Genomic DNA, 24,338 nt, shown 5'->3' on the forward strand with positions numbered 1-24,338 from the left:
GCCCTGCGGGGAGGGGAGGCTCAGCTGCGGAAGGTGTCGTTCAGGTCGATCCGGCCCGAGGCGGGGACGGTCGCGGTGCGGTTGGCGCCGGACTCCCAGGTGACGTTTCCGGCCGCGTCCTTGCGGAGGTACTTGTACTCGAAGGCCGTTCCGGCGGGCAGGGAGACCGTCAGCTTCCAGACGGGGTACGCGGCCGGGTCGAGCTTGAGGGCGGAGGCGGGGGCCCAGTTGCCGAGCTCGGGGCGGTTGCCGGTGACGTAGACGTTCTGGCCGGTGACCGTGGTGGCGTCGACGTTGAAGGAGGTGCCGCCGGTGAGCGGCTGGCTGCCGCAGTTCGTGGCACCGGTGTGCAGGGCGAGGGCGGTGTTCGCGGCGAGGGTGGCCGTGAACCGGCCGGCGGAGTCGACCGTCACGGCGGTGTTGCTCTGCACGTCGCAGTAGCCGCCGGCGGGCAGGGAGGTCTGGAAGGTGCGGGTCAGGGCGGAGGGCTCGTGGTTGATCGCCACGTACGCCTTGGAGCCGCGGCCGAACGCGATCGCGTTGCCGCCGTTGTCCCACCAGTCGGTGACGGCCTGCCCGCGGGCGGTGTTGCGGAAGGCCACCATGGAGGAGATCTCGCGCCAGGCGTGCTGGCACTTCCAGCCCTCGCTGTAACAGGCGTTCACCTGGCCGTTGTTGGGCGGACCCGCGTCCTTGTCGGTCCACTCGTAGCCGGAGTGGACGTCCGGGGAGCCGTAGGGCCATGCCAGCATGAAGACGGAGGCGAGGGTGTAGTTCGCGCCGTCCTTGTAGCTGAGGGTGTCGCCGCCGCGCTCGGTGTCGTGGTTGTCGACGAAGACGCCGGACTGGCCGGAGGGCATGTAGCCCCAGGCCTCGCCGAAGTTCTTGAGGTAGGCGAGCTTCTCGTTCTGCAGGACCCTCTTGAGGTCGCGGGCGTAGCGGAACTCCTGGACGTCGCCGTTGCCGAGGTACTCGCTCGGGGAGACGGCCTCGCCTGCGCCGTGGATGGCCTCCTGCTTCCAGAAGACGCCGGGCTTCGTGAGCCGGGACTTGATGTTCGCGAGGTCGGCGGCCGGCATGTGCTTGGCGCCGTCGATGCGGAAGGCGTCCACGCCCAGTGACAGCAGGTCGTTGAGGTAGCCGGCTATCTTCCCGCGGACGTACTCCTCGCCGGTGTCGAGGTCGGGGAGCTGGACCAGTTCGCAGTTCTGGACGTTGGCGCGGTCCTGGTAGTTGCTGACGGAGGTCCGGCAGTCGTCCATGTCGGAGCCGGAGTACAGGCCCGGGTAGTCGTACTTGGAGAACGGGGTCCCGCCCGTTCCCGTGCCCGACCCGTTCGCCATGTGGTTGATGACGGAGTCGGCGACGACCTTGACGCCCGCCGTGTGGCAGGTGTCGATCATGTTCTTGAAGGCGGTGCGGTCGCCCAGACGTCCGGCGATCTTGTAGCTGACCGGCTGGTACGAGGTCCACCACTGGCCGCCCTGGAGGTGCTCCTGGGGCGGGGACACCTGGACGTAGCCGTAGCCGGCGGGGCCGAGGCGCTGGGTGCACTCCCGGGCGACGGAGGCGAAGTTCCATTCGAACATCACCGCGGTGACGTCCTTCTCGCCGGGCGGGGCGGCCTGGGCGGGGGCGTTGCCCGTGACGGCCACAGCGGCTCCCGCCACGAGGGCGAGTGCAGCGGCCACGGTCTTTCTGGCCATGCTTCCTCCTGCTGACTTCACTGTCGCAAGAAGTTGCCTAAAAATTCAGCAACTGTTTTCAGCCGTGACCGTACGAGCGCCCCGGCGCCCGGTCAACCCTCCGGACGCCTCGGTGCAAGTTGTTACGGAAGGGCTTGCGGGCGAGCCGTCCGGGCCGGCGGCTGCGCGGTGGAACCGCGCACGACCAGTTCCGGCTGGAAGACGAACTCCGTGCGCTGCACCGGGTTTCCCTCGATCTCCTCCAGGAGCGCGCCGACGGCCGCCGTCGCCATGGCCTGTACGGGCTGGCGGACGGTGGAGAGCGGGGGGCTGGTGAAGGCGATGAGCGGCGAGTCGTCGAAGCCGACGACGGAGACGTCCCCTGGCACGTCGAGGCCCCGGGCGCGGACGGCGCGGATCACGCCGAGCGCCATCAGGTCGGAGCCGCACACGATGCCCGTACAGCCCTCGCGGAGCAGGATGTCGGCGGCCGCGTGGCCGCCCTCGACGCCGAAGAGGGTGGGCCTGATGAACCGTTCGGCCTCGTCCCGTTCGATGCCGAGGAGGTCGTACAGCTCGGCGGTGAAGCCCTCGGCCTTGCGGCGTGAGGGCACGTAACGGGTGGGGCCGATGGCGAGCCCGATCCGCTCGTGGCCCAGCTCGACCAGGTGCCGGACGGCCATCCGGGCCGCGGCCCGGTCGTCCGGGGAGACGAAGTTGGCGTCGATGTGCTCGTTGTAGCCGTTGATGAGGACGTACGGGACGCCGCGGGCGGCGAGCCGCGTGTAGCGGGCGGGGTCGGCGGTGGCGTCCGCGTGGAGCCCGGAGAGGAAGACGATGCCGGCCACCCCGCGCTCCACGAGCTGCTCGACGAGTTCGTCCTCGGTGGCGCCGCCGGGCATCTGGGTGCAGAGCACGGGGGTGTAGCCGTGACCGGCGAGGACCTGTTCGACGACCTGCGCGAAGGCCGGGAAGATGGGGTTGATCAGCTCGGGCACGACGAGGCCGACGAGGCCGGCGCTGCGGCGTTTGAGCCGTACGGGACGCTCGTAGCCGAGCACGTCGAGCGCCGCGAGCACCTTGTGCCGGGTGGCGCCGGCCACCCCCGCCTTGCCGTTGAGGACCCGGCTGACGGTGGCCTCGCTGACCCCGGACTGGGCTGCGATGTCCGCGAGCCGCGGGGGGCCGTTTCCGGCGCCCCGCGGCAGGGGGATCGTCACACCGCCCACCAGACGGTGGTGTCGGCGGGGACCTCCGCTTCGTCGTCGACGATGCGGACGTCCTCGTTGGAGAGGAGATACCGGCCGGGCAGCGGGACGGTGATGGCCCGGCCGGTGGTGTTGGCGGTGCAGACGAAGCCGTCGCGGCGGAAGGAGAGCACACCCTCGGGTGCCTCCAGCCACTCGACGGCCTCGCCCGCACCGAGTTCGGGGCGCTCGCGGCGCACGGCGAGCGCGCTGCGGTACAGCTCCAGGGTGGAGCCGGGGTCGCCGGTCTGCGCCTCGACGCTCAGGGCGGCCCAGGACGCGGGCTGCGGCAGCCAGGAGCCGCCGTCGCCGAAGCCGTACGAGGAGCCCTCGACGGTCCACGGGATCGGCACCCGGCAGCCGTCGCGGAAGCCGTCCTGGCCGCTGGCCCGCCAGAAGGACGGGTCCTGGCGGACCTCGTCGGGCAGGTCGGTGACGTCCGGCAGACCGAGCTCCTCGCCCTGGTAGACGTACGCGGAGCCGGGCAGGGCCAGCATGAGGAGGGTCGCGGCGCGGGCGCGGCGCAGGCCGAGCTCGCGGTCGCCGGCCTCACGGAGCTGGGTGCCGAGTCCCGCGGGGTTGGCGAAGCGGGTGGCGTGCCGGGTGACGTCGTGGTTGGAGAGCACCCAGGTGGTGGGGGCGCCGACCGGGCGCATCGCGTCGAGCGAGGCGTCGATGACGGTACGGAGCTCGGCGGCGTCCCAGTGCGTGCCGAGGTACTGGAAGTTGAAGGCCTGGTGCATCTCGTCGGGGCGCACGTAGTTCGCGGTGCGGTCGACGGTGGGGGTCCAGGCCTCGGCGACGAGGATGCGCTCCCCGTCGTACTCGGAGAGGACCTTGCGCCAGGAGCGGTAGATCTCGTGGACGCCGTCCTGGTCGAAGAAGGGCATGACGTCGTTGCCGAGCAGCTTCAGCTGGTCGTGGGCGCCGATGTCGGGCAGTCCGGCGGCCTTGACGAGACCGTGGGCGACGTCGACGCGGAAGCCGTCGACGCCCATGTCGAGCCAGAAGCGGAGGATGGAGCGGAACTCGTCGCGGACGGCGGGGTGTTCCCAGTTGAAGTCGGGCTGCTCGGGGGCGAAGAGGTGGAGGTACCACTCGCCGGGGGTGCCGTCCGGGTTCTCCGTACGGGTCCAGGCGGGGCCGCCGAAGATGGACTCCCAGTCGTTGGGCGGGAGTTCGCCGTTCACGCCCTTGCCGGGGCGGAAGTGGTAGCGCTCACGCAGCACGGAGCCGGGGCCCTCGCGCAGGGCGCGCTGGAACCACTCGTGCTGGTCGGAGGAGTGGTTGGGGACCAGGTCGACGATGACGCGCAGGCCCAGTTCGTGGGCCTCGCGGATCACGGCGTCGGCGTCGAGGAGCGAGCCGAACATGGGGTCGATGGCCCGGTAGTCGGCGACGTCGTAGCCGGCGTCGGCCTGCGGCGAGGCGTAGAACGGGGAGAGCCAGACGGCGTCGACGCCGAGCTCCTTGAGGTACGGCAGCCGGCTGCGGACGCCCTCCAGGTCACCCATGCCGTCGCCGTTGCCGTCGGCGAAGCTGCGCGGGTAGACCTGGTAGATCACGGCGTCTCTCCACCAGCCCGTGTGCGTGCCGGTGGTCGGGGCGTCGGCCGGGGTGGCGAGATGCTGGGTCATGTCTTCCCTGGGAGGTAAGGAGGGGCGTACAGGAAGGGCGCTCAGGGCCGTCAGCCCTTGACGGCACCGGCGGACATGCCGGTGACCAGGTGCCGCTGGGCGAAGAGGAACACGAGGGCGGCGGGGACGGCGATCAGCACGGAGGCCGCGGACATCGGGCCCCACTGGGCGCCGTACTGGTTGACGAACTTCTGCAGTCCGCCGGCGAGCGTGAGGTTCTCGTCGCCGACCATGAAGGCGGAGGCGTAGGCGACCTCGCCCCAGGCGGTGATGAAGGAGTAGAAGGCGGTGACCGCGATGCCCGGCTTGGCGAGCGGCAGGATGAGCCGCCAGAAGGTGCCGAACGGGGTGAGGCCGTCGACGTAGCCGGACTCGTCGATCTCGCGCGGGATGGTGTCGAAGAAGCCCTTCATCATCCACGCGCAGAACGGGACGGCGATGGTCAGGTACGTGATGACCAGGCCGGCCGGCTGGTTGAGCAGGCCCATCGAGGCCATGATGTTGTAGATCGGCACGATCAGGACGGCGACCGGGAACATCTGGGTGACGAGCAGCGTCCACATGAGGCCGCGCTTGCCGGGGAAGCGGAAGCGGCTGACGGCGTAGCCCGTGGTGGCGGAGAGGAAGACGCCGACGACGGTGGTGAGGCCGGCGACGAGCAGCGAGTTGCCGAACCAGGTGAGGAACGGGGTGTCGTTCAGCAGGTTCGTGTAGTTCTCGAACGTCGTCTCTTTGAAGAAGTCCGTGGTGGTCGCGAACTTCGCCGGCTTCAGCGAGGTCAGCAGCACCCACAGCACCGGGAAGACGGCGATCACGGAGGCCACGATCAGCGTGAGGTGCAGGCCGACCGAGGCGAGCGGCGAACGGCGGCCGCGGACCGGGGTGTTGAGGGGCCGGGGGGTGGGGGTCGTGGTGGTCACCAGACTTCTCCCTGCTTGCGGAGGACGCGCTGGTAGAACGCGGCGAAGACCATCAGGAGGACCAGGATGAGCACGCCCCACGTGGACGACTGGGCGAAGTCGCGCGGGCTGACCTCGAAGGAGAACTTGTAGGCCTGGGTGACGAGGATCTGGGTGGCCTCGCCGGGCCCGCCCCGGGTGAGCAGGAAGATCACCGGGAACATGTTGAAGGTCCAGATGGTGCTCAGCAGGATCACGGTGGTGCTGACGGACCGGAGCCCCGGCATGGTGATGTGCCGGAAGCGCTGCCAGGCGCTCGCGCCGTCCATCTCGGCGGCCTCGTACAGCTCGCCGGGGATGGACTGGAGTCCGCCGAGGAGGGCGACCATCATGAACGGGACCCCGAGCCAGACGTTGGTCGCGATGACCGAGATCTTGGCCCAGGTGGGGTCGTTGAGCCACGGGACGGCGTCGATGCCGCCGCCCGCGAGGATCTTGTTGAGCAGGCCGTTGTCCTGGTTGTAGAGGAAGCGCCAGGCGAATACGGAGACGAAGCCGGGCACCGCCCAGGGCAGGATCAGCATGAGCCGGTAGGCGGAGCGGCCGGCGATCCTGCGGTTCAGGATGTTGGCGAGGCCGAGGCCGAGGGCGAAGGTGAGCGCCACGCAGGAGACGGTCCAGACGATCGTCCAGCCCAGGGTGGAGAGGAACTGGCCCCCGGTGATGGCGTCCGTGTAGTTGTCCAGACCGACGAACTCGTAGCTGGCCGGGATCTCGTTGACACCGATCGACCGTGCGACGTTCCGCTCGTTGGCGTCGGTCAGCGACAGGTAGATGCCGCGGACCAGCGGGTAGCCGATGATCACGGCGATCACGATCGCCACGGGGGCGACCATCGCCCAGGCGTACCAGTGGGTGGAGAGGGAGCGCTTCGCCGCGCCCGGGTGACTGCCAGTTCCGCGGGTCCGACCGCGGGCGACGACGTCGCCCGCGGTCTTCGCCACCGACTGGCTGGGGGTGTCCACAGCCATCAGCCGGCCTGCCTTCCTGTTACTTCCAGTCCTTCAGGAGCTTGCGGTAGCCGTCGCCCACCGTCTTGGCTCCCGTCTCCGGGGTGGTCTGGCCGGTCAGGACCTTGGTGTACTCGGTGACGAGCGGCGCGAAGAGGCTGCCGGTCTCCGGGATCCAGGGGCGCTCGACGGCCTTGTTCACGACCGGCTTGAAGAAGCTGATCATCTCGTTGGTGGCGACGTCCGGCTTGATGTAGACCGACTCGCGGGTGGGGAGGAGGCTGAGCTCCTTCGCGATCCTGGTCTGGGTCTCGACCGAGGTCATGTACTCGGCGAAGGCGTAGGAGGCGTCGAGGTTCTTGGAGCCCGCGTAGACGGCGAGGTTGTGGCCGCCCTGCGGGGCGCCCTGGCCGCCCGAGCCGGCCGGGACCGGGGCGATGCCCAGGTTGGCCTTGTCGGCGAACTCCTTGCCGGCGTAGGTGTCGGCGACGGCCCACGGGCCGTTGATCATCATGGCGACCTTGCCCTCCTTGAAGGCGGTCTGCATGTTGTTCCAGCCGTCGGTGGCGTCGGTCTTGGCGGCGCCCGAGTCGACCAGGTCCTTGACGACCTTGAAGGCCTTCACGCCGGCCGGGTTGTCGACGGTGATCTTCTTGTTGTCGGCGTCGACCAGGTCGCCGCCCTCGCCGTACAGGAAGGAGAGGAACCAGTAGGCGTCGTCGCCGCGCAGGTAGAGGCCGGTCTTGCCGGTCTTCTGCTTGATCTTCGCGGAGACGGTCTTGAGCTCGGCGATGTTCTTGGGGACCTCGACACCGGCCTCCTTGAAGATCTTCTTGTTGTAGAAGATGCCCATGGAGTCGATGACCTGCGGGACGGCGTAGGTCTTGCCGTTGTACTTGGTGGAGGCGGCGGCCTGCTTCAGGAAGTCGTCGGCGTCCTTGAGCGCGGGGGTGCCGTCCAGCGGCGCGAGGTAGCCGAGGTCGGCGAACTCGGGCGTCCAGGCCACCTCGGAGCGGATGACGTCGGGCGCGCCGGAGCCGGACTGCGCGGCGTTCTTGAACTTGTTCTGCGCCTCGCCGAACGGCACGTTCACGTACTTGACGGTGACCTTGGGGTGCTGCTTCTTGAAGTCCTCGGCGACCTTCTTGAAGACCTTGTCCTCGGAGCCGACCGTGGAGGTGTCCCACCAGGTCACGGTCCCGGAGAGTTCGCCCGAGCCCTTCGAGCCGTTGGAACCGCTGTCGCTTCCGCCGCACGCCGCCAGGGTCACGCCCAGGGCCGCGACCAGCGCGGTAGCCGCTATGCCACGCCGCATGTGAACTCCTTCGATGATCCCGGGGTGACGAGGGGCTGGAACCTTCCTCATGCGACCGCTCCCTCGCGGCGCTCCGGGTTGCCAGGAACGTAACAGGGATGAAAACGCGCCGAAAGACCTTGCGAGAACTTTCTGCAAGACCCGGCGATCGTTACATCCACGTGTCCCGAAGGTTGCCGAAGGATCGCTTGACAGGGGCGATCGCCCCTCTCTCCCGCTCGGCCGCCGGCCCGCAACGCGCCGCAAGGACTGCAAGGACTTGCAGCAGGCCTTGTCGTGGAGGACCACGGCGTAACGGTGGGCAATACGCCTCGTGACCGGTACAGTCCTTCCTCATGACCGCGCGGCTTACCGACATCGCAGCCCAGGCGGGGGTCAGTGAGGCCACAGTCAGCCGCGTGCTCAACGGCAAGCCGGGCGTGGCCACCGCCACCCGCGAGTCCGTCCTTGCCGCGCTCGACGTGCTCGGCTACGAGCGGCCCGTACGACTGCGCCAGCGCAGCGCGGGGCTCGTCGGCCTCATCACCCCCGAGCTGGACAACCCGATCTTCCCCGCCCTCGCCCAGGTCATCGGGCAGGCCCTGACCCGGCAGGGGTACACGCCGGTCCTCGCCACCCAGACGCCCGGCGGGTCCACCGAGGACGAGCTCACCGACATGCTGGTGGAGCGCGGCGTCGCCGGCATCATCTTCGTCTCCGGCCTGCACGCCGACACCACCGCCGACATGACCCGCTACGACCAGCTGCGCGGTAAGGGCGTCCCGTACGTCCTCCTCAACGGCTTCTCGCCCAAGGTCCAGGCGCCGTTCGTCTCCCCCGACGACCGGGCCGCGATGCGTCTCGCCGTGACGCACCTGGCCGCGCTCGGGCACACCCGGATCGGTCTCGCCGTCGGGCCGAAGCGCTTCGTGCCGGTGCTGCGCAAGATAGAGGGCTTCCAGCAGGGCATGCGGGAGCGGCTCGGCCTCGGACCCGAGGAGTCCGAGGCCCTGATCCAGCACTCCCTCTACACCCTGGAGGGCGGCCAGGCGGCGGCGGGGGCGCTGCTCTCCCGCGGCTGCACGGCGGTCGTCTGCGCGAGCGACATGATGGCGCTCGGTGCGATCAGGGCGGCCCGGCAGCAGGGTCTCGACGTCCCCCGGGACGTCTCCGTCGTCGGTTTCGACGACTCTCCGCTCATAGCCTTCACCGATCCGCCGCTGACCACCATCCGGCAGCCGGTGCAGGCGATGGGGCAGGCCGCGGTCCGCGCGCTCCTGGAGGAGGTGGGGGGCACCCCGGCCCCGCACTCCGAGTTCGTCTTCATGCCTGAGCTGGTCGTTCGCGGCTCGACCGCGTCGGCTCCGGCGCCCGCGCGCACTCCTTCCTGAGGTGGAGCGGGTGCACCTCGGACCCGACCGGGGGATGATCGGTCGGGGGGACGGGATCTGGCAGACTCTCTCGCTATGGGTGAAACGACCGTGAAGAGCTTGGACAGCCGGACGACCCCGTCGTCACCCATCGTGGCCGGCGACGGGCGCTTCGCGCGCCTGCGCGCGCACACGCCCCGGCGCCCCACGATCTGGTTCGAGATCCTGCTCATCGCGGTGAGTTACTGGACGTACTCGCTCGTCCGCAACGCCGTGCCGGAGCAGAAGGCCGAGGCGCTCAGGAACGCCGACTGGATCTGGCGGACCGAGGACTCCCTCGGCCTCGCCTTCGAGCACGCCGTCAACCATGCCGTGAACTCGGTGACATGGTTGATCGTCTCGATGAACTACTACTACGCGACGCTGCACTTCGTCGTGACCATCGGTGTGCTCGTGTGGCTGTACCGATGGCACCCGGGCCGTTACGCGGCGTTCCGTACGGTCCTGTTCGCCACCACCGGTGTCGCCCTCGTCGGCTACTACCTGTACCCGCTCGCGCCGCCCCGGCTCATGAACGGCCAGAACTTCGTCGACACGGTGCTCGTCCACCACACGTGGGGCTCGATGGCCTCGGGCAACCTCAAGCACGTGTCGAACCAGTACGCGGCGATGCCCTCGATGCACATCGGCTGGTCGCTCTGGTGCGGGCTGACCCTCTTCCTGCTCGCCCGCGCGCCCTGGGCGAGGATCCTCGGCCTGCTCTACCCGGCGGCGACCCTCGTCGTCATCGTCGCCACCGCCAACCACTTCTGGCTGGACGCGGTCGGCGGCATGGTCTGCCTGTCCTTCGGCTTCACCGTCTCGTACTTCTGGTACGGCTCGCGCCCGCACCGGCTGCCGAAGCTGGTGGAGCCGGTGGGCGTCGTCGAGCGGGGCGGGCCGCCCCCGGCGGCGGGGACGGCCAGCGAGAAGGACGGCGTGGAGAAGGTCGGCTCCGGCAAGTGACCCGGCCGCCGGTGACCGTCGGCTCCGGCAAGTGACCGGCCACCGTCAGGTCCGGTACGTCACCCGCCCGCCGGCGACCGTCAGCCGGACCGGGATCTCCGCGGTCTCGTCCGCCGGGGCCTCCACCGGGTCCCCGGCGAAGGCGCTGAGGTCGGCCCGGAAGCCCGGGGCGATCCGGCCCGCGACCGTCTCCTCCCCCGCGGCGAGCGCCGCGTGCGTGGTCATGCCCTCGAGCGCCATCAGACCGGTGAGCCCGCGCCGGGCCGCGGCCGCGCCGCGCGGGGCGCGGGCGGTGGCGAGGACCTGCCGGGCGTCGTAGTGGGCGATGGGCCAGTCGGAGCCGAGCGCGAGGTGCGCCCCGGCGTCCCGCAGGTCACGGCAGCGCCAGGCGCGGGCGGCCCGCTCCTCGCCGAGCCGCTTCGACCACTCGTCGGTGTGGTCGGCGCGGGTGTACGCGGTGTGCGGGGGCTGCATCGAGGCGACGACGCCGAGTGCGGCGAAGCGCCCGAGCTGATCGTCGGGGACGGTCTCGATGTGCTCGATCCGGTGGCGGGGACCGCCCGTACCGAGGCCTTCCACGGTGTCCAGGACGTGCCGGACGGCGGCGTCGCCGATGGCGTGGGTGGCGGTGCCGACGCCGGCCCGGTGGAGGTGGCGTACGGCGGCGGAGTACGCGGCCGGGTCGGGCCAGAAGGCGTCGGTGCCCTGGCCGTGGCAGTCGGCGTGCTCCAGCCAGGCGGTGCCGCCCTCGACGGTGCCGTCCATGAAGAACTTCACGCCGCCGATCGCCCACAGGCGTCCGGCCCGCTTTTGGAGCCGTACGAGCCCTTCGAGCTCCTGGGTGGTGGCGCCCGGCATGCACCAGGGGGCCAGGCGGAGGCGGACCGGCAGGTCGCCGTCCTCCTCGATGCCGGCCAGGAGGCCGGGGACGTCGGGCCCTCCGAGGTCCATGACGTGGGCGGAGGTGAGGCCGGTGGCCGCCATGGCCCCGAGCAGCTCGACGAGCCGGTCGCGGCGCTCGGCGTACGGCTGGGCGGGCAGGACGGGTGTCATGAGGTCCATGGCCGCGTGTTCGATCAGATGCCCGGTGGGGCGTCCCGCTCCGTCGCAGACGATCTCGGAGCGCTGCGCGAAGGCGCGCGGTCCATGGATGCCGGCGGCTTTCAGGGCCGTCTCGCTCGCCAGGGCGGAGTGGCCGTCGTAGAGCCGCAGGACGGCGGGGGCCCCGCCGAGGACGTCCTCGATCAGCTCGCGGTGGACCGGCCGGCCGCCGAAGACGTTGTGATCGAGGCCGAAGCCGACGATCCAGCCGTCGCGGCGCTCGGCCGTGGCCAGCGCCGCCCGCAGCTCGTCGAGGTCGCGCACGGCGGAGAGGTCGGTCCCCGTGAACATGTCCAGGCCCCAGACGGGGTGGCTGTGGCCGTCGGTGAGGCCCGGGGTGAGGGTGGCGCCCGCGAGGTCGACCGTCTCGGTGCCGGGGCCGGCCCAGGAGCGGGCCTCGTCGTCGGTACCGACGGCGGTGATCAGTCCGCCGTGGACGGCGACGGCGGTGGCGCCGGTGAGCTCGGGGTCACGGACACGGGCGTGGACGAGGACGAGGTCGGGTGCGGACACGAGGGGTCTGCTCCTTCGGTGTCGGGTTCGGCGGCGAAGTTCGCGTATACCTCGGGGCGCGTGCGGCGCAGCCGGTACGCGAGGACGAGCCCGAGGACGAACACGCCGGGGACGAGGGCGACGAGGACGGTGTTGACGGTGGCGGAGGCGCCGGTGAAGACGTCGATCTTCGAGACGACCAGGGCGATCGCTCCCGCCAGGAGCACGGCCGCGACGACGGGTGCGACCAGGGTGCGCAGGGCGCCCTCGTCGTGGCGGATCCGGCGGAAGTAGAACGGGATGGCGAGCGCGGCGAGCAGCTGGAGGGCCATCAGGCCGATGCCGCCGGGGGTGTTCACCCAGAGCAGCAGCTGGGTGTACGGGTCGGCTCCGGCGGCCGCGAAGCCCAGGACCACGGCGAGGCCGAGGACCGTCTGGGCGACGCCGGCGGCGTACGGGGAACGGTGGCGGGGGTGGACCTTGCCGAAGGCCGGCGGGAGGACGCCCTCCTCGGCGAGGGCGAGGCAGTAGCGGTTGATCGCGTTGTGGAAGGCGAGGAGGGAGGCGAGGACGCTGGTGACGATGAAGACGTGCATCAGGTCCGCGGCCCAGGCGCCGACGTAGGTGGTGATCGCGGTGAAGAAGAGTCCGCCGGTGTCGCCCGCCGCGGCCTCGACGACCTTGTCGTCGCCGAACGCCTGGATGACGGTCCAGACGACGAATGCGTAGAAGAGGCCGAGGAAGCAGACGGCGATGTAGGTGGCGCGCGGGATGGTGCGGGCCGGGTCGCGGGCCTCGCGGCGATAGATCACGGTCGACTCGAACCCGGTGAAGGCGGTGAAGGCGAAGGCGAGGACGGCCGCGCTGCCGGGGACCAGGACGTTGCCGGGGGTGAAGGAGGCGAGGGAGAGCCCGTTCGCGCCCCCTTCGACGAGCACGCCGCCGGCGAGCAGGACGAGGATGCCGGTCTCGGCGACGAGCAGGACGCCGAGGACCTTGGCGCCGAAGTCGACGGAGCGGAAGCCGCCGTACCAGATGAGGAGGAGTCCGGCGAGGGAGACGGGCAGCCAGGGGACGTCGACGCCCCACAGGGCGTGGGCGGTGTCGGCGGTGGCGGTGCCGAGCAGGCCGTAGACGCCGATCTCCATGCCGTTGTAGCCGAGCATGGCGAGCAGGGCGGCGGCGATGCCGACGGGCTTGCCGAGGCCGCGGGTGATGTAGGCGTAGAAGGCACCGCCGCTCTTGACGTGGCGGCTCATGGTGGTGAACCCGACGGCGAAGACCGCCAGGGTGATGCCGGCCAGGAGATAGCCGGCGGGGGCCCCGATGCCGCCCAGGACGACGGCGATGGGGGCGACGCCTGCCATGACGGTGAGCGGGGCGGCGGCGGAGACGACGAAGAAGGAGACGTCGGCGGTGGTGAGGGTGCCGGTTCTCAGCCCTGGGGGCTCGTCGGGGGTGGGTGAGGGCATGGCGGGGGAAGCCTTTCCGCGACAGGAAACCTAAAGGCTTTCGGTTCGCGCAATGTAGCCTCGCTCTCGACCGTTCGGGAAGACCCGACCAGCAGCTGAACAGGGAGTGCCGATTCATGGGCCGGCCGCGCAGACCTCTCCTCGACCGGGAGCGGATCACCACCACGGCGCTCGAGATCGTCGACGAGCAGGGCGAGTTCAGCGTCCCGCAGATCGCGAAGCGGCTCGGGGTGCAGACCGCGTCCGTCTACCACCACGTGGACGGCCGGGACGGGATCGTGGAACTCCTGCGCGAGCGGGTGACCTCCGCCATCGACACGGGAACCCTGGACCAGGAGCCCTGGGACGCGGCCATGGCCGCGTGGGCACGCTCCTACCGGGCCGCCTTCGCCGCCCACCCGCGGACGATCCCGATGCTCATGACCTCACCGGTGCGGGCCCCGAAGGTCCTCGACCAGTACGAACTGGCCGTCGGCCGCCTCCTCGACGCGGGCTTCGCCCTGCCGGACGTCATGCCCGTGATCATCGCCCTGGAGAACCTGGTCCTGGGCTCGGCGCTCGACCTCGCGGCACCGGAGGCGATGTGGGTGGTGGCCGACGAGACCGCGACCCCACGCCTGGCCCGCGCCCTCGGCGCGGTCCCCCCGGGCCGCGCCGACCAGGCCTTCGAACTGGCCCTCACCGGCTACCTGGCGCATGTCCGGGAGCTGCTGACGGGACCGTGACGGCAGGGCTTCCGCCCGAAGCCCCCCGCTCCCTACGCCCCGTAGAACAGCTCCTCGACGACGGCCCTGGCGTGGCGGGTGATGCGGCGGTAGTCGTCGACCATCTCGCCGACGTGACCCGACTCGTACCCCAGGTACCGGCCCACCGCGGCCAGTTCGCGCGGTTCCGAGGGGAAGGTGTCGCCGGGGCGGCCGCGGACCAGCATCACCGCGTTGCGGACGCGGGTGGCGAGGACCCAGGCCTCGTCGAGGGTCTGCGCCTCCTCCGTCGGGATGAGCCCCGCCGCGTGGGCGGCGGCCAGGGCCTCGCGGGTACGGGTGGTCCGCAGGCCCGGTTCGGCCCAGCCGTGCCGCATCTGGAGAAGCTGGACCGTCCACTCGACGTCGCTGAGGCCGCCGCGCCCGAGCTTGGCGTGCAGGGTCGGGTCGGCGCCGCGCGGCAGCCGCTCGGACTCCATCCGGGCCTTGAGCCGGCGGATCTCGCGGACCGCGTCCTCGCCGAGGCCCTCGGCCGGATACCGAAGGGGGTCGATGAGTTCGATGAACCGATCGCCCAACTCCCGGTCGCCCGCCATGGGTTCGGCGCGCAGCAGCGCCTGGCTCTCCCAGACGAGCGACCAGCGGCGGTAGTAGGCCTCGTACGACTTCAGGCTGCGCACCAGGGGGCCGCTCTTGCCCTCCGGCCTGAGGTCCGCGTCGATCAGCAACGGCGGGTCGGCGGTCGGCAGTTGGAGCAGCCTGCGCATCTCGGCGACCACCCGGTTCGCGGCCCGGGCCGCCTCCTGCTCGCCGACCCCCTCGCGCGGCTCGTGCACGAACAGCACGTCGGCGTCGGAGCCGTACCCCAGCTCGTGGCCGCCGAAGCGGCCCATGCCGATGACCGCGAACCGGGTCGGCAGCTGCTCGCCCCACTCGGCGCGCACGGCGGCGCGCAGGGCGCCGGCGATCGTCACCGCGTTGAGGTCGGTGACGGCCTCCCCCACCCGGTCGACGAGCGCGCCGGGATCGGGTTCGCGGGGGCTGTCCTCGGTGCCGTACGAGCCGATGAGGTCGGCCGCGGCGGTCCGGAACAGCTCCCTGCGACGCACCCCGCGGGCCACCGCGACCCCCTGCTCGGCGTCGTCCGCGCGGCCCACCGCCGCCAGGACCTCCTGCTCCAGATGATCCCGGCCGCGCGGCCCCAGACCCTCCGGGTCGCCGAGGATCGCGACGGCCTCGGGGGCGCGCAGCAGCAGGTCGGGGGCGAGGCGCCCGGCGGACAGCACCCGGGCGAGGTTCTCGGCGGCGGCGCCCTCGTCGCGGAGCAGCCGCAGGTACCAGGGGGTCTTGCCGAGGGCGTCGGAGACCTTGCGGAAGCCGAGGAGTCCGGCGTCCGGGTCGGCCGAGTCGGCGAACCAGCCGAGCAGCACCGGCAGCAGCGTCCGCTGGATCGCGGCCTTCCGGCTCACCCCGGAGGCGAGCGCCTCCAGGTGGCGCAGGGCGGCGACGGGGTCGGCGTACCCGAGGGCTTCGAGCCGCTGCCCGGCCGCCTTCGGGCTGAGCCGGATCTCGCCGGGGGCCAGCTGGGCGACCGCGTCGAGCAGCGGCCGGTAGAAGAGCTTCTCGTGCAGCCGCCGGACGACGGCGGCGTGCCGCTTCCACTCCTTGTTGAGTTCGGCGACCGGGTCGGTGCGCAGGCCGAGGGAGCGGCCGAGGCGGCGCAGGTCGGCCTCGTCCTCGGGGACGAGGTGGGTGCGGCGCAGCCGGTAGAGCTGGATGCGGTGCTCCATGGCCCGCAGGAAGCGGTAGGCGTCGTCGAGCTGGGAGGCGTCGGCACGGCCGACGTAGCCGCCGGCGGCGAGGGCGGCGAGCGCGTCGAGGGTGGTGCCGCTGTGCAGGGTGGCGTCGCTGCGGCCGTGGACCAGCTGGAGGAGCTGGACGGCGAACTCCACGTCCCTGAGGCCGCCGGGGCCGAGCTTGAGCTCGCGCTCGACCTGGGCGGCCGGGATGCCGGCGACGACCCGGCGGCGCATCTTCTGCACGTCGGGGACGAAGTTCTCGCGCTCGGCGGCCTGCCAGACGAGCGGGGACACGGCGTCGATGTACTGGGCGCCCAGCTCGGGGTCGCCGGCCACGGCGCGGGCCTTGAGCAGTGCCTGGAACTCCCAGGTCTTCGCCCACCGCTGGTAGTAGGCGAGGTGGGAGGAGAGGGTGCGGACGAGGGGGCCGTTGCGGCCCTCGGGGCGCAGGTTGGCGTCGACCGGCCAGATGGTGCCCTCGACGGTGGTCTCCGAGCAGATCCGCATGAGGTGGGAGGCGAGCCGGGTCGCGGCCTGGAGCGCCTTGCCCTCGTCGGCCCCGTCGACCGGCTCCGCGACGAAGATCACGTCCACGTCGGAGACGTAGTTCAGTTCGTGGCCGCCGCATTTGCCCATGGCGATCACCGCGAGCCGGCACAGGGCGGCGTCGGCGGGCTCGGCCGTACGGGCGATGGTGAGCGCGGCGCGCAGGGTCGCCGTCGCCAGGTCGGCGAGCTCGGCGGCGGTCTGGGCGACGTCGGCGGTGCCGCAGACGTCGCGGGCCGCGATGGCGAGGAGGCAGCGGCGGTAGGCGACCCGCAGCGCGACCGGGTCGGCGGCCTCGGCGAGCCCCTGCTCGAACTCGGCGACCCCGGGGTGCAGGTCGGCCGCCTCGTACGTGACGAGGGACTCCCAGTCGCGGGGGTGCCGGGCCAGGTGGTCGGCGAGCGCCTCGGAGGCGCCGAGCACCCCGAGGAGCCGGTCCCGGAACGGCTTCGCGGAGAGCAGCGTGGTGGTGAGGGTCTGCCGCTCCGTCTCGGGCTGCGCCTCGACGAGCCGGACCAGGCCGCGCAGGGCGAGGTCGGGGTCGGCGGTGGCACCGAGGGCGTCGAGGAGGACGGAGTCGTCGCGCAGCGCGGACAGCTCGGGCACGTCGAGGAGCCGCTCGGCGCCCGAGGGGTCGGTGAACCCGTGCCGCAGCAGACGTGAGAACGTACTGCTCCTGCGTCCCGGCACCGTCATTCCGCCGCTCCCTCCGAGCACGTCCAAGCCCCGGGCCGCACCCGGGACATCGAGCCTATCCGGAGCGGGGGGCGGGGGCGTCCGAGCCTGCGGTCCGGCGCGGATCACACGTGACGTCTCGCACATCGTTGGCTTTTCCGGCCCGATGAACCGTATTCCTTGAAAGTTCGTCTTGCCTTCCGCAAGACCACCCTCCCCGTCAGACCGCATCGGAAAGCACGCCACCCGACGATGACCGCCCGCCGCCTCCGCCGCCCCGCCCACCCGTCCCGCCGCAGGACCGCCGCGACGGTGGTCGCGGCCGCTCTCGTGGGCGGCACCTTCGTCGGGCTCCTCACGGTGTCGGGGACACCGCACGCGGCGTCGGCGCACTCGGCGGAGGGGGCGGTCCCCCGGGTGAAGTCCCCGAGGACGCAGGCGCCCACGAAGGTCCTGCCGGCCGGGACGCACCGGAAGCCGGCGAAGGAGCCCGTGCGGGAGCCCGCGCCGGGCACCCGTTCCCCGGTCTCCGTGGTGCAGATCGTGGCCCACCCCGACGACGACCTGTTCTTCATGAACCCGGACGTCTCCCAGTCCCTGCGCTCCGGCAGCCCCCTCACGGGTGTCTACCTCACCGCCGGCGAGTCCGACGGCGTCAACGCGCGCCCCCGCGACGCCAAGGGCGCCGCGCCCGACAAGGCCGGCTACGCCGAGGCCCGGCAGAACGGCATACGCGCCGCCTACGCCGAGATGGCGACGGGCAGCAGGACCAGCCCCTGGGAACGGACCGCGATACCCACGGCCGGCGGCGGCTGGGCCGAACTGGACACCCTGCGCGCCCGGCCCCAGATCAAGCTGGTGTGGCTGCAGATACGCGAGGCCGGCGCCACCAACGGCGACCGGCCGCACAGCCTCCACGGCCTCTGGAACGGCCGGATCACCGCGCTCGAGTCGCAGCGCTCCGCCGGCACCCCCGTCACCGCCGACTTCGCCTACACGAAGGAGCAGGTCGTCGCCACGGTGACCGGCCTCCTGGAGCGGTTCCGGCCGACCTTCGTCCGGACGCAGGACCCGAGCCCCGGCACGTACCCGAAGAGCGGGAAGTTCCGGGACCACCAGGACCACCTGTACGGCGCGCGGTTCGTGCAGGCCGCGCTCGCCCGGTACGCGGAGCTCCCCGGCCACCCCCACGTCGGCGTGCAGAACTACCTCGGCTACCCGACCAGCGTCCTGCCGCACACCCTCGACCCCGAGACGGCCGACGCGAAGCTGAAGACCGTCAAGACGTACGCCTGGCTCGACGGGGTCCACGACTGCGAGACCGACGCGGGCTGCGGCGACCTCAAGGTGGCCGCCCGGCCCGCCGGGCGGGGCTGGACCCAGACCGTCCGGTACGCCCGGGGCACCTCCACCTCCTGGGTCCAGCGCGACCCGGCCGGCGGCCTGCACGCCTTCTCCGTCCTCGACGGGCGCCTCGCCGCCTGGCGGAAGCCGGCCGGCGCCGTGGCCTGGCAGGGCCCGGAGCTGCTGCCCGGCGGCGGCCTCGACAGCGGGGTGACCTCCGTGACCCTGCCCGACGGCCGCATAGCCGTCTTCGGCACCCGTACGACGATCGGCGACGACGCGGCCGCCTACCGGCGCGAGGTGGTCACCACCCTCCAGTCGGTGCCCGGCGGCGCCTTCGGCCCCTGGCGCTCGCTCGGCACGCCCGAGCGGAGCGACGCCGACGGCACCTCGGACATCAGCGCGCCCGCCGTGACCGTGGCCGCCGACGGCCGCGCCACGGTGATCCTGCGCGACAGCCGCCACCGGCTGACGGCCCGCCGGCAGCAGACGGACGGCGGCTGGGGCCCGTGGCAGCCCCTGGGTGGCGCGGAGGTGTACGGCGACCCGGTGGCGGCGACCGACGCGAACGGCCGCGGGTACGTCTTCGCCAGCACCCCGACCACCGTCCTCGCCTGGGCCGAGCGGAGCCCCGGCGGCCCGCTGACCGGGCCCGCGCCGACCGGGCTGCCGCCGACGACCCTCGCGCTGAGCGCGAGCAGGGCGCCGGACGGCGACGGCGTACGGCTCTGGTTCCGCAAGCCGGCCTCCGGCGACCTGCGGAGCGCCGACTTCTCGGGTACGGCCCCCGTCTCCCCGATGGCGGAGCTGCCCGGCACCGGCGTCGCGGGCTTCGGCCCGGTGAGCGGCGGCGACGGGCTGGTCGCGGTCCGCTCCCGCACCGGTTTCCTGGCGACGGCCTCGCACGGCCGGGCCGGGGCGCGGCCGGTGTGGACGCTGGAGAGGTTCCTGTTCTCGGGCGCGCCGGACGCCGGTACGGACGGGGTGGCGGCGATCGGCCTGGACGGCCGGCTGCACTGGACACCGGCGGGCCGCTGACGGCGGTTCGGCGTGCGGGGGCCCGATCCGTGCGGGACGGTGGCCCCATGAACATGACGCTGGAAGTCGTCACGGTCCCCGTCACCGACCTGGACCGGGCGAAGGAGTTCTACGGCGAGAAGTGCGGCTTCACGGTCGACCTGGACACCGAGGTGGCGCCCGGCGTGCGCGTCATCCAGGTGACGCCGCCCGGCTCGCGCTGCTCGATCGCCATGCTCGGCGGCATGCCGCGGATGCCCGGGACGAAGGAGATGGCTCCGGGCAGCCTGCAGGGGCTCCAGCTCTGCGTCACGGACCTCGACGCGGCGCGGGCGGCGCTCGTCGCCCGGGGTGTCGACGTCTCGCCGATGATGCACGTCGGCGCGGTGGGCTGGGAGGAAGGCAAGGGCGACACCTGGAACTCGTTCATGTCCTTCGAGGACCCGGACGGCAACGGCTGGGTGGTGCAGGAGGCCCCGTCGGAGCTGTCGGAGCGCTGAGCCCCCCGGCCCCTGTCAGAACCCCAGGTAGAAGTGGCGGAGCTGCTCGTCCTCGGCGACGCACGGCATCCCGGCGGCCTCCATGACCCGGTGCGAGGCCGGGTTGTCCAGGTCGGCGTCCCCCTTCACCCCGGCGGCACCGGCCACCCGGGCCACCTCAAGAAGCGCCCGCAGCGCCTCGGAGGCGTACCCCTTCCCCCGGGCGCCGGGCGTCAGTCCGTACCCGACGGTCGCGACCCCGATCTCGTCCGGCGGCCCGTGGAACCCGATGCCTCCGACGGTGACGCCGCTCTCGCGGAGCCGTATCCCGTACGGCCGGAACACCCCCGGATCGCCCCGCTCGGCAACCCCCCGCAGGAACCCGGTGGCGGCCCGTACGTCCCCGTCCCCGGGATACTCCTCACCCCAGCGGTCCCCGTCCCCGGGCTCCCGGACGACGACACGCTCGGCCTCGGCCACGCTCAACGGGTGCAACACGAGCCGCGCGGTGGCGACTGATTCGATCTTCACCGCGGCAGTCTGAACCGCCCGCGCGGCCCCGGGCAACGGGTTTCTCCCGGGGCCTCCGCCCCTACAGCACCGGCAGGTTCTTCCGCAGCTCGAAGGCGGTGACCTCGGAGCGGTACTCCTCCCACTCCTGCTTCTTGTTGCGCAGGAAGAAGTCGAAGACGTGCTCGCCCAGGGTCTCCGCGACCAGTTCGCTCTTCTCCATCAGGGCGATCGCCTCTCCCAGGTTCTGCGGGAGCGGCTCGATGCCCATCGCGCGGCGCTCCGCGTCGGAGAGGGCCCAGACGTCGTCGTCGGCGCCGGCCGGGAGTTCGTAGCCCTCTTCGATGCCCTTGAGGCCGGCGGCGAGGAGGACCGCGTACGTCAGGTAGGGGTTGGCGCCCGAGTCGATGGAGCGGACCTCGACGCGGGACGAGCCCGTCTTGCCCGGCTTGTACATGGGGACGCGGATGAGGGCGGAGCGGTTGTTGTGGCCCCAGCAGATGTACGAGGGGGCCTCGCCGCCCGAGCCGGCCGTGCGGGAGGAGCCGCCCCAGATGCGCTTGTACGAGTTGACCCACTGGTTGGTGACGGCGGAGATCTCGCCCGCGTGGCGCAGGAGGCCCGCGATGAAGGAGCGGCCCACCTTCGACAGCTGGTACTCGGCGCCCGACTCGTAGAAGGCGTTCCGGTCGCCCTCGAAGAGGGACAGGTGGGTGTGCATGCCCGAGCCCGGGTAGTCCGAGAACGGCTTCGGCATGAACGTCGCCTGCACGCCCTGCTCGAGCGCCACCTGCTTCATGACGAGGCGGAAGGTCATGATGTTGTCCGCCGTGGACAGGGCGTCGGCGTAGCGGAGGTCGATCTCCTGCTGGCCGGGGGCGCCCTCGTGGTGGGAGAACTCGACCGAGATGCCCATCGATTCGAGCATGGTGATGGCCTGGCGGCGGAAGTCCATGCCGACGTTCTGCGGGGTGTGGTCGAAGTAGCCCGAGTTGTCGGCCGGGGTGGGCCGGGAGCCGTCGAGCGGCTTGTCCTTGAGGAGGAAGAACTCGATCTCGGGGTGTGTGTAGAAGGTGAAGCCGAGGTCGGAGGTCTTGGCCAGGGCCCGCTTGAGGACGTAGCGCGGGTCGGCGAAGGACGGCGAGCCGTCCGGCATGAGGATGTCGCAGAACATGCGGGCCGTGCCCGGGGCCTCGGCGCGCCACGGCAGGATCTGGAAAGTGCCCGGGTCCGGCTTGGCGATCATGTCCGACTCGTAGACGCGGGCGAAGCCCTCGATCGCGGAGCCGTCGAAGCCGATGCCCTCGTCGAAGGCCTGCTCCAGTTCGGCGGGCGCCACGGCCACCGACTTGAGGAAGCCGAGCACGTCGGTGAACCACAGACGTACGAAGCGGATGTCGCGCTCCTCGAGCGTACGGAGCACGAATTCCTGCTGCTTGTCCATTTCCACACCCATCCTCGCTGGTCAGGCCGCCTGCTCCCACCGCCTCCGTGCATCGGGGGGCACCTGAGCATCCCACCACATGGTTTCGCGCACGTTGCACACCCATACTGCCTGCTCGGGTGTGACTCAGGTAACGGGGGAAGGTCCGGATCCGGGTGACGGGAGTCGTCGCGTCCGGCTGTGCGGGGTCTGCCCGCCGGTACCGAGTGGTACCCCGTTCGGCCCACAAGGGCCTGTCGCCCACTACGATCTCCGCCCATGGGGGCCCCACGGCTCGTACGCCTGTCCCGACACGCGCGTCCCATGGCACTGGCGAGTGCCGTGGCGACGCTCCTCGCCGCGCTCTTCCTCTGCCTGGGGACGGGGCCGCACGGGGAACGGGACCACCATGAGGGGGAGGGTCCGCGGGCGGCGGCGGTGACCGGCACGTACGCCTACGTCTGCCCGTACGACCGCGGCGGCTGCTCCCTCTTCCCCTCGCTCTCCCCCGCGGTGCTCAGCGCGGCCCCGCTCGACACCCCGCTGCCCGCGCAGGGCGGGCCGCCGCGACTCGCGGCGGCTTCCGGGGACGGGGCGGCGCACCGTTCGGACGCCCGGCCGCGCGCGCCGGACCTGCACGTCCTTCAAGTTCTCCGGACGTGACGGCGACGGGCCTCCGCCACCGAGGCGGGCCCGCCCCCGCACGTCCACCCCCGAACTCCACCCCACTCCTGAAGAAGGACGACACCACCATGGCCGCCAACCGCTCCGCCACCGCCGACCGCCGCGCCCGAATAGAGGAGATGCGCCGTGCCGAGCAGGCCCGTGAGCGCCGCAACCGCCTGATCACCATCGGCGTCTCCGCCGTCGTCGTGCTGGGCCTCGTCGGCTTCGGCACCTTCGTGCTGATGAAGAAGTCCGACGAGCAGGACCAGAAGGACGCCGCCGCGAAGGCCCCCATCGCGGCCGAGAAGTCCTGGGACGTGAAGAAGCTCGGCCGCAACCACGTCCAGACGGCCGTCAAGTACGACATGAAGCCGCCGGTCGGCGGCGACCACAACCCGGTCTGGCAGAACTGCGACGGCGTGGTCTACACGAAGAAGATCGCCGATGTGAACGCCGTGCACTCCCTGGAGCACGGGGCCGTGTGGGTGACGTACAACAAGTCGGCCTCCCAGGCCGACGTGAAGAAGCTGGCCGACAAGGTCGGCAAGACCAAGTACTCGCTGATGAGCCCGGTGGACGACCAGGCCGGGGCGATCATGCTGTCCGCCTGGGGCAAGCAGGTGACCGTGGACGGCGCGGACGACCCGCGCGTCGACGCCTTCTTCACGAAGTACGTGCAGGGCCCCCAGACCCCGGAGCCGGGCGCGGCCTGCACGGGCGGGGTCGGCGCGGACGGTCAGGGCGGTACGGGGATGGGCCAGTGAGGCTCAGCCGTACGCAGGGGGCGGCGGTCACCGCCGTCGCCCTCGCGCTGCTGTTCGCCGGGGGCGCGGTGACCGTCGCCTCCGCCGACCGCGACGAGGCACCGGCCACCCCGGTTTCCTCGTCCGCGGACGCCGGCTTCGCACGGGACATGGCCGTCCATCACCAGCAGGCCGTCGAGATGTCGTTCATCGTCCGGGACCGGACGAAGGACGAGGAGGTCCGGCGGCTCGCGTACGACATCGCCAACACCCAGGCCAACCAGCGGGGCATGATGCTCGGCTGGCTCGACCTGTGGGGGCTGCCGAAGAACGAGTCCGGTGTCGAGCCGATGACCTGGATGGGCATGGGCGGTTCGGGTGACACGGGCCCGCTGGACGGGGCCCTGATGCCGGGCATGGCGACCAACGCCCAGCTGGACGAGCTGCGGAAGGCCAGTGGCCGGGAGGCCGAGGTCCTGTACCTGAAGCTCATGACCGAGCACCACAGGGGCGGGGTCCACATGGCCGAGGGCTGTGTACAGAAGTGCGGGGTGGAGATCGAGCGCAACCTCGCGCGGGGCATGGTCGACGCGCAGAGGTCCGAGATGGCACTGATGGCGGACATGCTGAGGAAGCGCGGGGCCTGACGTCACGGGTCCGTCCGGCCCCCGTGACCCGCTGCGGTCGCGGGGGCCGGGCCGTCCGACCGACAATGGGTGGGCTCGGGGAGTTCGTACGACGACGTTCGACGAAAGGTACGCACCCCATGACCACGGCGAAGGACATCATGCACCCCGGGGCCCGGTGGATCCCGGCACACGAGACGCTCGACCGCGCCGCGCAGCTGATGCGCGACCTGAACGTGGGCGCGCTGCCCATCGCCGACGAGAACGAACGGCTCTGCGGCATCCTCACGGACCGCGACATCGTGGTCGGCTGTGTGGCGATGGGCCACGACCCGGAGAAGATCACCTGCGGCGAGATGGCGAAGGGCACCCCGCGCTGGGTCGAGTCGGACGCGGACGTGGGCGCCGTCCTGGAGGAGATGCAGAGCCACCAGATCCGGCGGCTCCCGGTCATCGAGGACAAGCGGCTCATCGGCATGATCAGCGAGGCCGATCTGGCCCAGCATCTGTCGGACGAGCAGATCAAGGCGTTCTGCACGAGCGTGTACGCCGCCTCCTGACCCCCTCGCGGGACCGTCCGGGCCGTCCGCGTCC

20 protein-coding genes are annotated in these 24,338 nt (G+C 71.7%); 9 read left to right on the plus strand and 11 right to left on the minus strand.

Annotated features, from left to right (window positions below):
- Positions 1 to 20: 20 nt before the first annotated feature.
- The 6 genes from ACZ51I_RS02130 to ACZ51I_RS02155 all read right to left on the minus strand — a co-directional run bounded on the left by ACZ51I_RS02130 (position 21) and on the right by ACZ51I_RS02155 (position 7,793).
- Positions 21 to 1,706 carry a carbohydrate-binding module family 20 domain-containing protein gene (locus ACZ51I_RS02130; protein ID WP_468870907.1) on the minus strand — a complete coding sequence of 562 codons (1,686 nt, stop codon included), beginning with the start codon at positions 1,704 to 1,706 and terminating at the stop codon, positions 21 to 23.
- 122 nt (positions 1,707 to 1,828) lie between these two features.
- A complete protein-coding gene (locus ACZ51I_RS02135; protein ID WP_468870908.1) occupies positions 1,829 to 2,914 on the minus strand; it encodes a LacI family DNA-binding transcriptional regulator in 1,086 nt (361 codons plus the stop codon).
- A complete protein-coding gene (locus ACZ51I_RS02140) occupies positions 2,902 to 4,569 on the minus strand; it encodes a glycoside hydrolase family 13 protein (protein ID WP_468870909.1) in 1,668 nt (555 codons plus the stop codon). Before ACZ51I_RS02140 ends, ACZ51I_RS02135 begins: the two co-directional genes overlap by 13 nt.
- Positions 4,570 to 4,619: 50 nt before the next feature.
- Positions 4,620 to 5,492 carry a sugar ABC transporter permease gene (locus ACZ51I_RS02145; protein ID WP_468871672.1) on the minus strand — a complete coding sequence of 291 codons (873 nt, stop codon included), beginning with the start codon at positions 5,490 to 5,492 and terminating at the stop codon, positions 4,620 to 4,622.
- Positions 5,486 to 6,499 (minus strand): carbohydrate ABC transporter permease, encoded by a 1,014-nt coding sequence (locus ACZ51I_RS02150; protein ID WP_468870910.1) that lies wholly within the window; start codon positions 6,497 to 6,499, stop codon positions 5,486 to 5,488. The genes ACZ51I_RS02145 and ACZ51I_RS02150 overlap by 7 nt, the downstream gene beginning before the upstream one ends.
- Before the next feature lie 19 nt (positions 6,500 to 6,518).
- Positions 6,519 to 7,793 (minus strand): extracellular solute-binding protein, encoded by a 1,275-nt coding sequence (locus ACZ51I_RS02155; RefSeq protein WP_468870912.1) that lies wholly within the window; start codon positions 7,791 to 7,793, stop codon positions 6,519 to 6,521.
- A 335-nt stretch (positions 7,794 to 8,128) separates the two neighbouring features.
- Between ACZ51I_RS02155 and ACZ51I_RS02160 the strand changes: the two genes are divergently transcribed.
- Positions 8,129 to 9,163: a LacI family DNA-binding transcriptional regulator gene (locus tag ACZ51I_RS02160; protein ID WP_468870913.1), complete on the plus strand. Its 1,035-nt coding sequence runs from the start codon at positions 8,129 to 8,131 to the stop codon at positions 9,161 to 9,163.
- Positions 9,164 to 9,238: 75 nt separating this feature from the next.
- Entirely contained in the window at positions 9,239 to 10,147 is a 909-nt protein-coding gene (locus tag ACZ51I_RS02165; RefSeq protein WP_468870914.1) for a phosphatase PAP2 family protein, read from the plus strand.
- Between the two features lie 45 nt (positions 10,148 to 10,192).
- Here ACZ51I_RS02165 and ACZ51I_RS02170 read toward each other — a convergent pair whose 3' ends face one another.
- Together ACZ51I_RS02170 and ACZ51I_RS02175 are read right to left on the minus strand one after the other, a co-directional pair.
- Complete coding sequence (locus tag ACZ51I_RS02170; protein ID WP_468870916.1) at positions 10,193 to 11,761, minus strand: amidohydrolase; 1,569 nt, start codon at positions 11,759 to 11,761, stop codon at positions 10,193 to 10,195.
- A complete protein-coding gene (locus ACZ51I_RS02175) occupies positions 11,671 to 13,212 on the minus strand; it encodes an APC family permease (protein ID WP_468870917.1) in 1,542 nt (513 codons plus the stop codon). The genes ACZ51I_RS02170 and ACZ51I_RS02175 overlap by 91 nt, the downstream gene beginning before the upstream one ends.
- Positions 13,213 to 13,328: 116 nt before the next feature.
- On the opposite strand from ACZ51I_RS02175, the gene ACZ51I_RS02180 reads away from it, so the two are divergent.
- Entirely contained in the window at positions 13,329 to 13,937 is a 609-nt protein-coding gene (locus tag ACZ51I_RS02180; RefSeq protein WP_468870918.1) for a TetR/AcrR family transcriptional regulator, read from the plus strand.
- Between the two features lie 32 nt (positions 13,938 to 13,969).
- Here the strand turns inward: ACZ51I_RS02180 and ACZ51I_RS02185 are convergent, their stop codons facing one another.
- Positions 13,970 to 16,957: a bifunctional [glutamine synthetase] adenylyltransferase/[glutamine synthetase]-adenylyl-L-tyrosine phosphorylase gene (locus tag ACZ51I_RS02185; protein WP_468870919.1), complete on the minus strand. Its 2,988-nt coding sequence runs from the start codon at positions 16,955 to 16,957 to the stop codon at positions 13,970 to 13,972.
- A 231-nt stretch (positions 16,958 to 17,188) separates the two neighbouring features.
- On the opposite strand from ACZ51I_RS02185, the gene ACZ51I_RS02190 reads away from it, so the two are divergent.
- Both ACZ51I_RS02190 and ACZ51I_RS02195 read left to right on the plus strand, forming a co-directional pair.
- A complete protein-coding gene (locus ACZ51I_RS02190) occupies positions 17,189 to 19,318 on the plus strand; it encodes a PIG-L family deacetylase (RefSeq protein ID WP_468870921.1) in 2,130 nt (709 codons plus the stop codon).
- Between the two features lie 47 nt (positions 19,319 to 19,365).
- The gene (locus tag ACZ51I_RS02195) at positions 19,366 to 19,797 is read left to right on the plus strand and encodes a VOC family protein (protein ID WP_468870923.1); all 432 of its coding nucleotides are present in this window, start codon (positions 19,366 to 19,368) and stop codon (positions 19,795 to 19,797) included.
- A 15-nt stretch (positions 19,798 to 19,812) separates the two neighbouring features.
- Here the strand turns inward: ACZ51I_RS02195 and ACZ51I_RS02200 are convergent, their stop codons facing one another.
- A complete protein-coding gene (locus ACZ51I_RS02200; RefSeq protein ID WP_468870924.1) occupies positions 19,813 to 20,307 on the minus strand; it encodes a GNAT family N-acetyltransferase in 495 nt (164 codons plus the stop codon).
- A gap of 61 nt (positions 20,308 to 20,368) precedes the next feature.
- Positions 20,369 to 21,730: a glutamine synthetase family protein gene (locus ACZ51I_RS02205; protein WP_468870926.1), complete on the minus strand. Its 1,362-nt coding sequence runs from the start codon at positions 21,728 to 21,730 to the stop codon at positions 20,369 to 20,371.
- A 303-nt stretch (positions 21,731 to 22,033) separates the two neighbouring features.
- On the opposite strand from ACZ51I_RS02205, the gene ACZ51I_RS02210 reads away from it, so the two are divergent.
- From ACZ51I_RS02210 to ACZ51I_RS02225, 4 genes are all read left to right on the plus strand, one after another.
- Positions 22,034 to 22,372, plus strand: a complete 339-nt coding sequence (locus tag ACZ51I_RS02210) for a hypothetical protein (RefSeq protein ID WP_468870927.1) — start codon at positions 22,034 to 22,036, stop codon at positions 22,370 to 22,372.
- 89 nt (positions 22,373 to 22,461) lie between these two features.
- The gene (locus ACZ51I_RS02215; RefSeq protein ID WP_468870928.1) at positions 22,462 to 23,139 is read left to right on the plus strand and encodes a DUF3105 domain-containing protein; all 678 of its coding nucleotides are present in this window, start codon (positions 22,462 to 22,464) and stop codon (positions 23,137 to 23,139) included.
- Positions 23,136 to 23,765, plus strand: coding sequence for a DUF305 domain-containing protein (locus ACZ51I_RS02220; RefSeq protein ID WP_468870930.1), 630 nt, complete (start codon positions 23,136 to 23,138; stop codon positions 23,763 to 23,765). Before ACZ51I_RS02215 ends, ACZ51I_RS02220 begins: the two co-directional genes overlap by 4 nt.
- A 119-nt stretch (positions 23,766 to 23,884) precedes the next feature.
- Positions 23,885 to 24,304 carry a CBS domain-containing protein gene (locus tag ACZ51I_RS02225; protein ID WP_468870931.1) on the plus strand — a complete coding sequence of 140 codons (420 nt, stop codon included), beginning with the start codon at positions 23,885 to 23,887 and terminating at the stop codon, positions 24,302 to 24,304.
- Positions 24,305 to 24,338 lie beyond the last annotated feature (34 nt).

The organism is Streptomyces sp. NPDC034084, assembly GCF_055575535.1.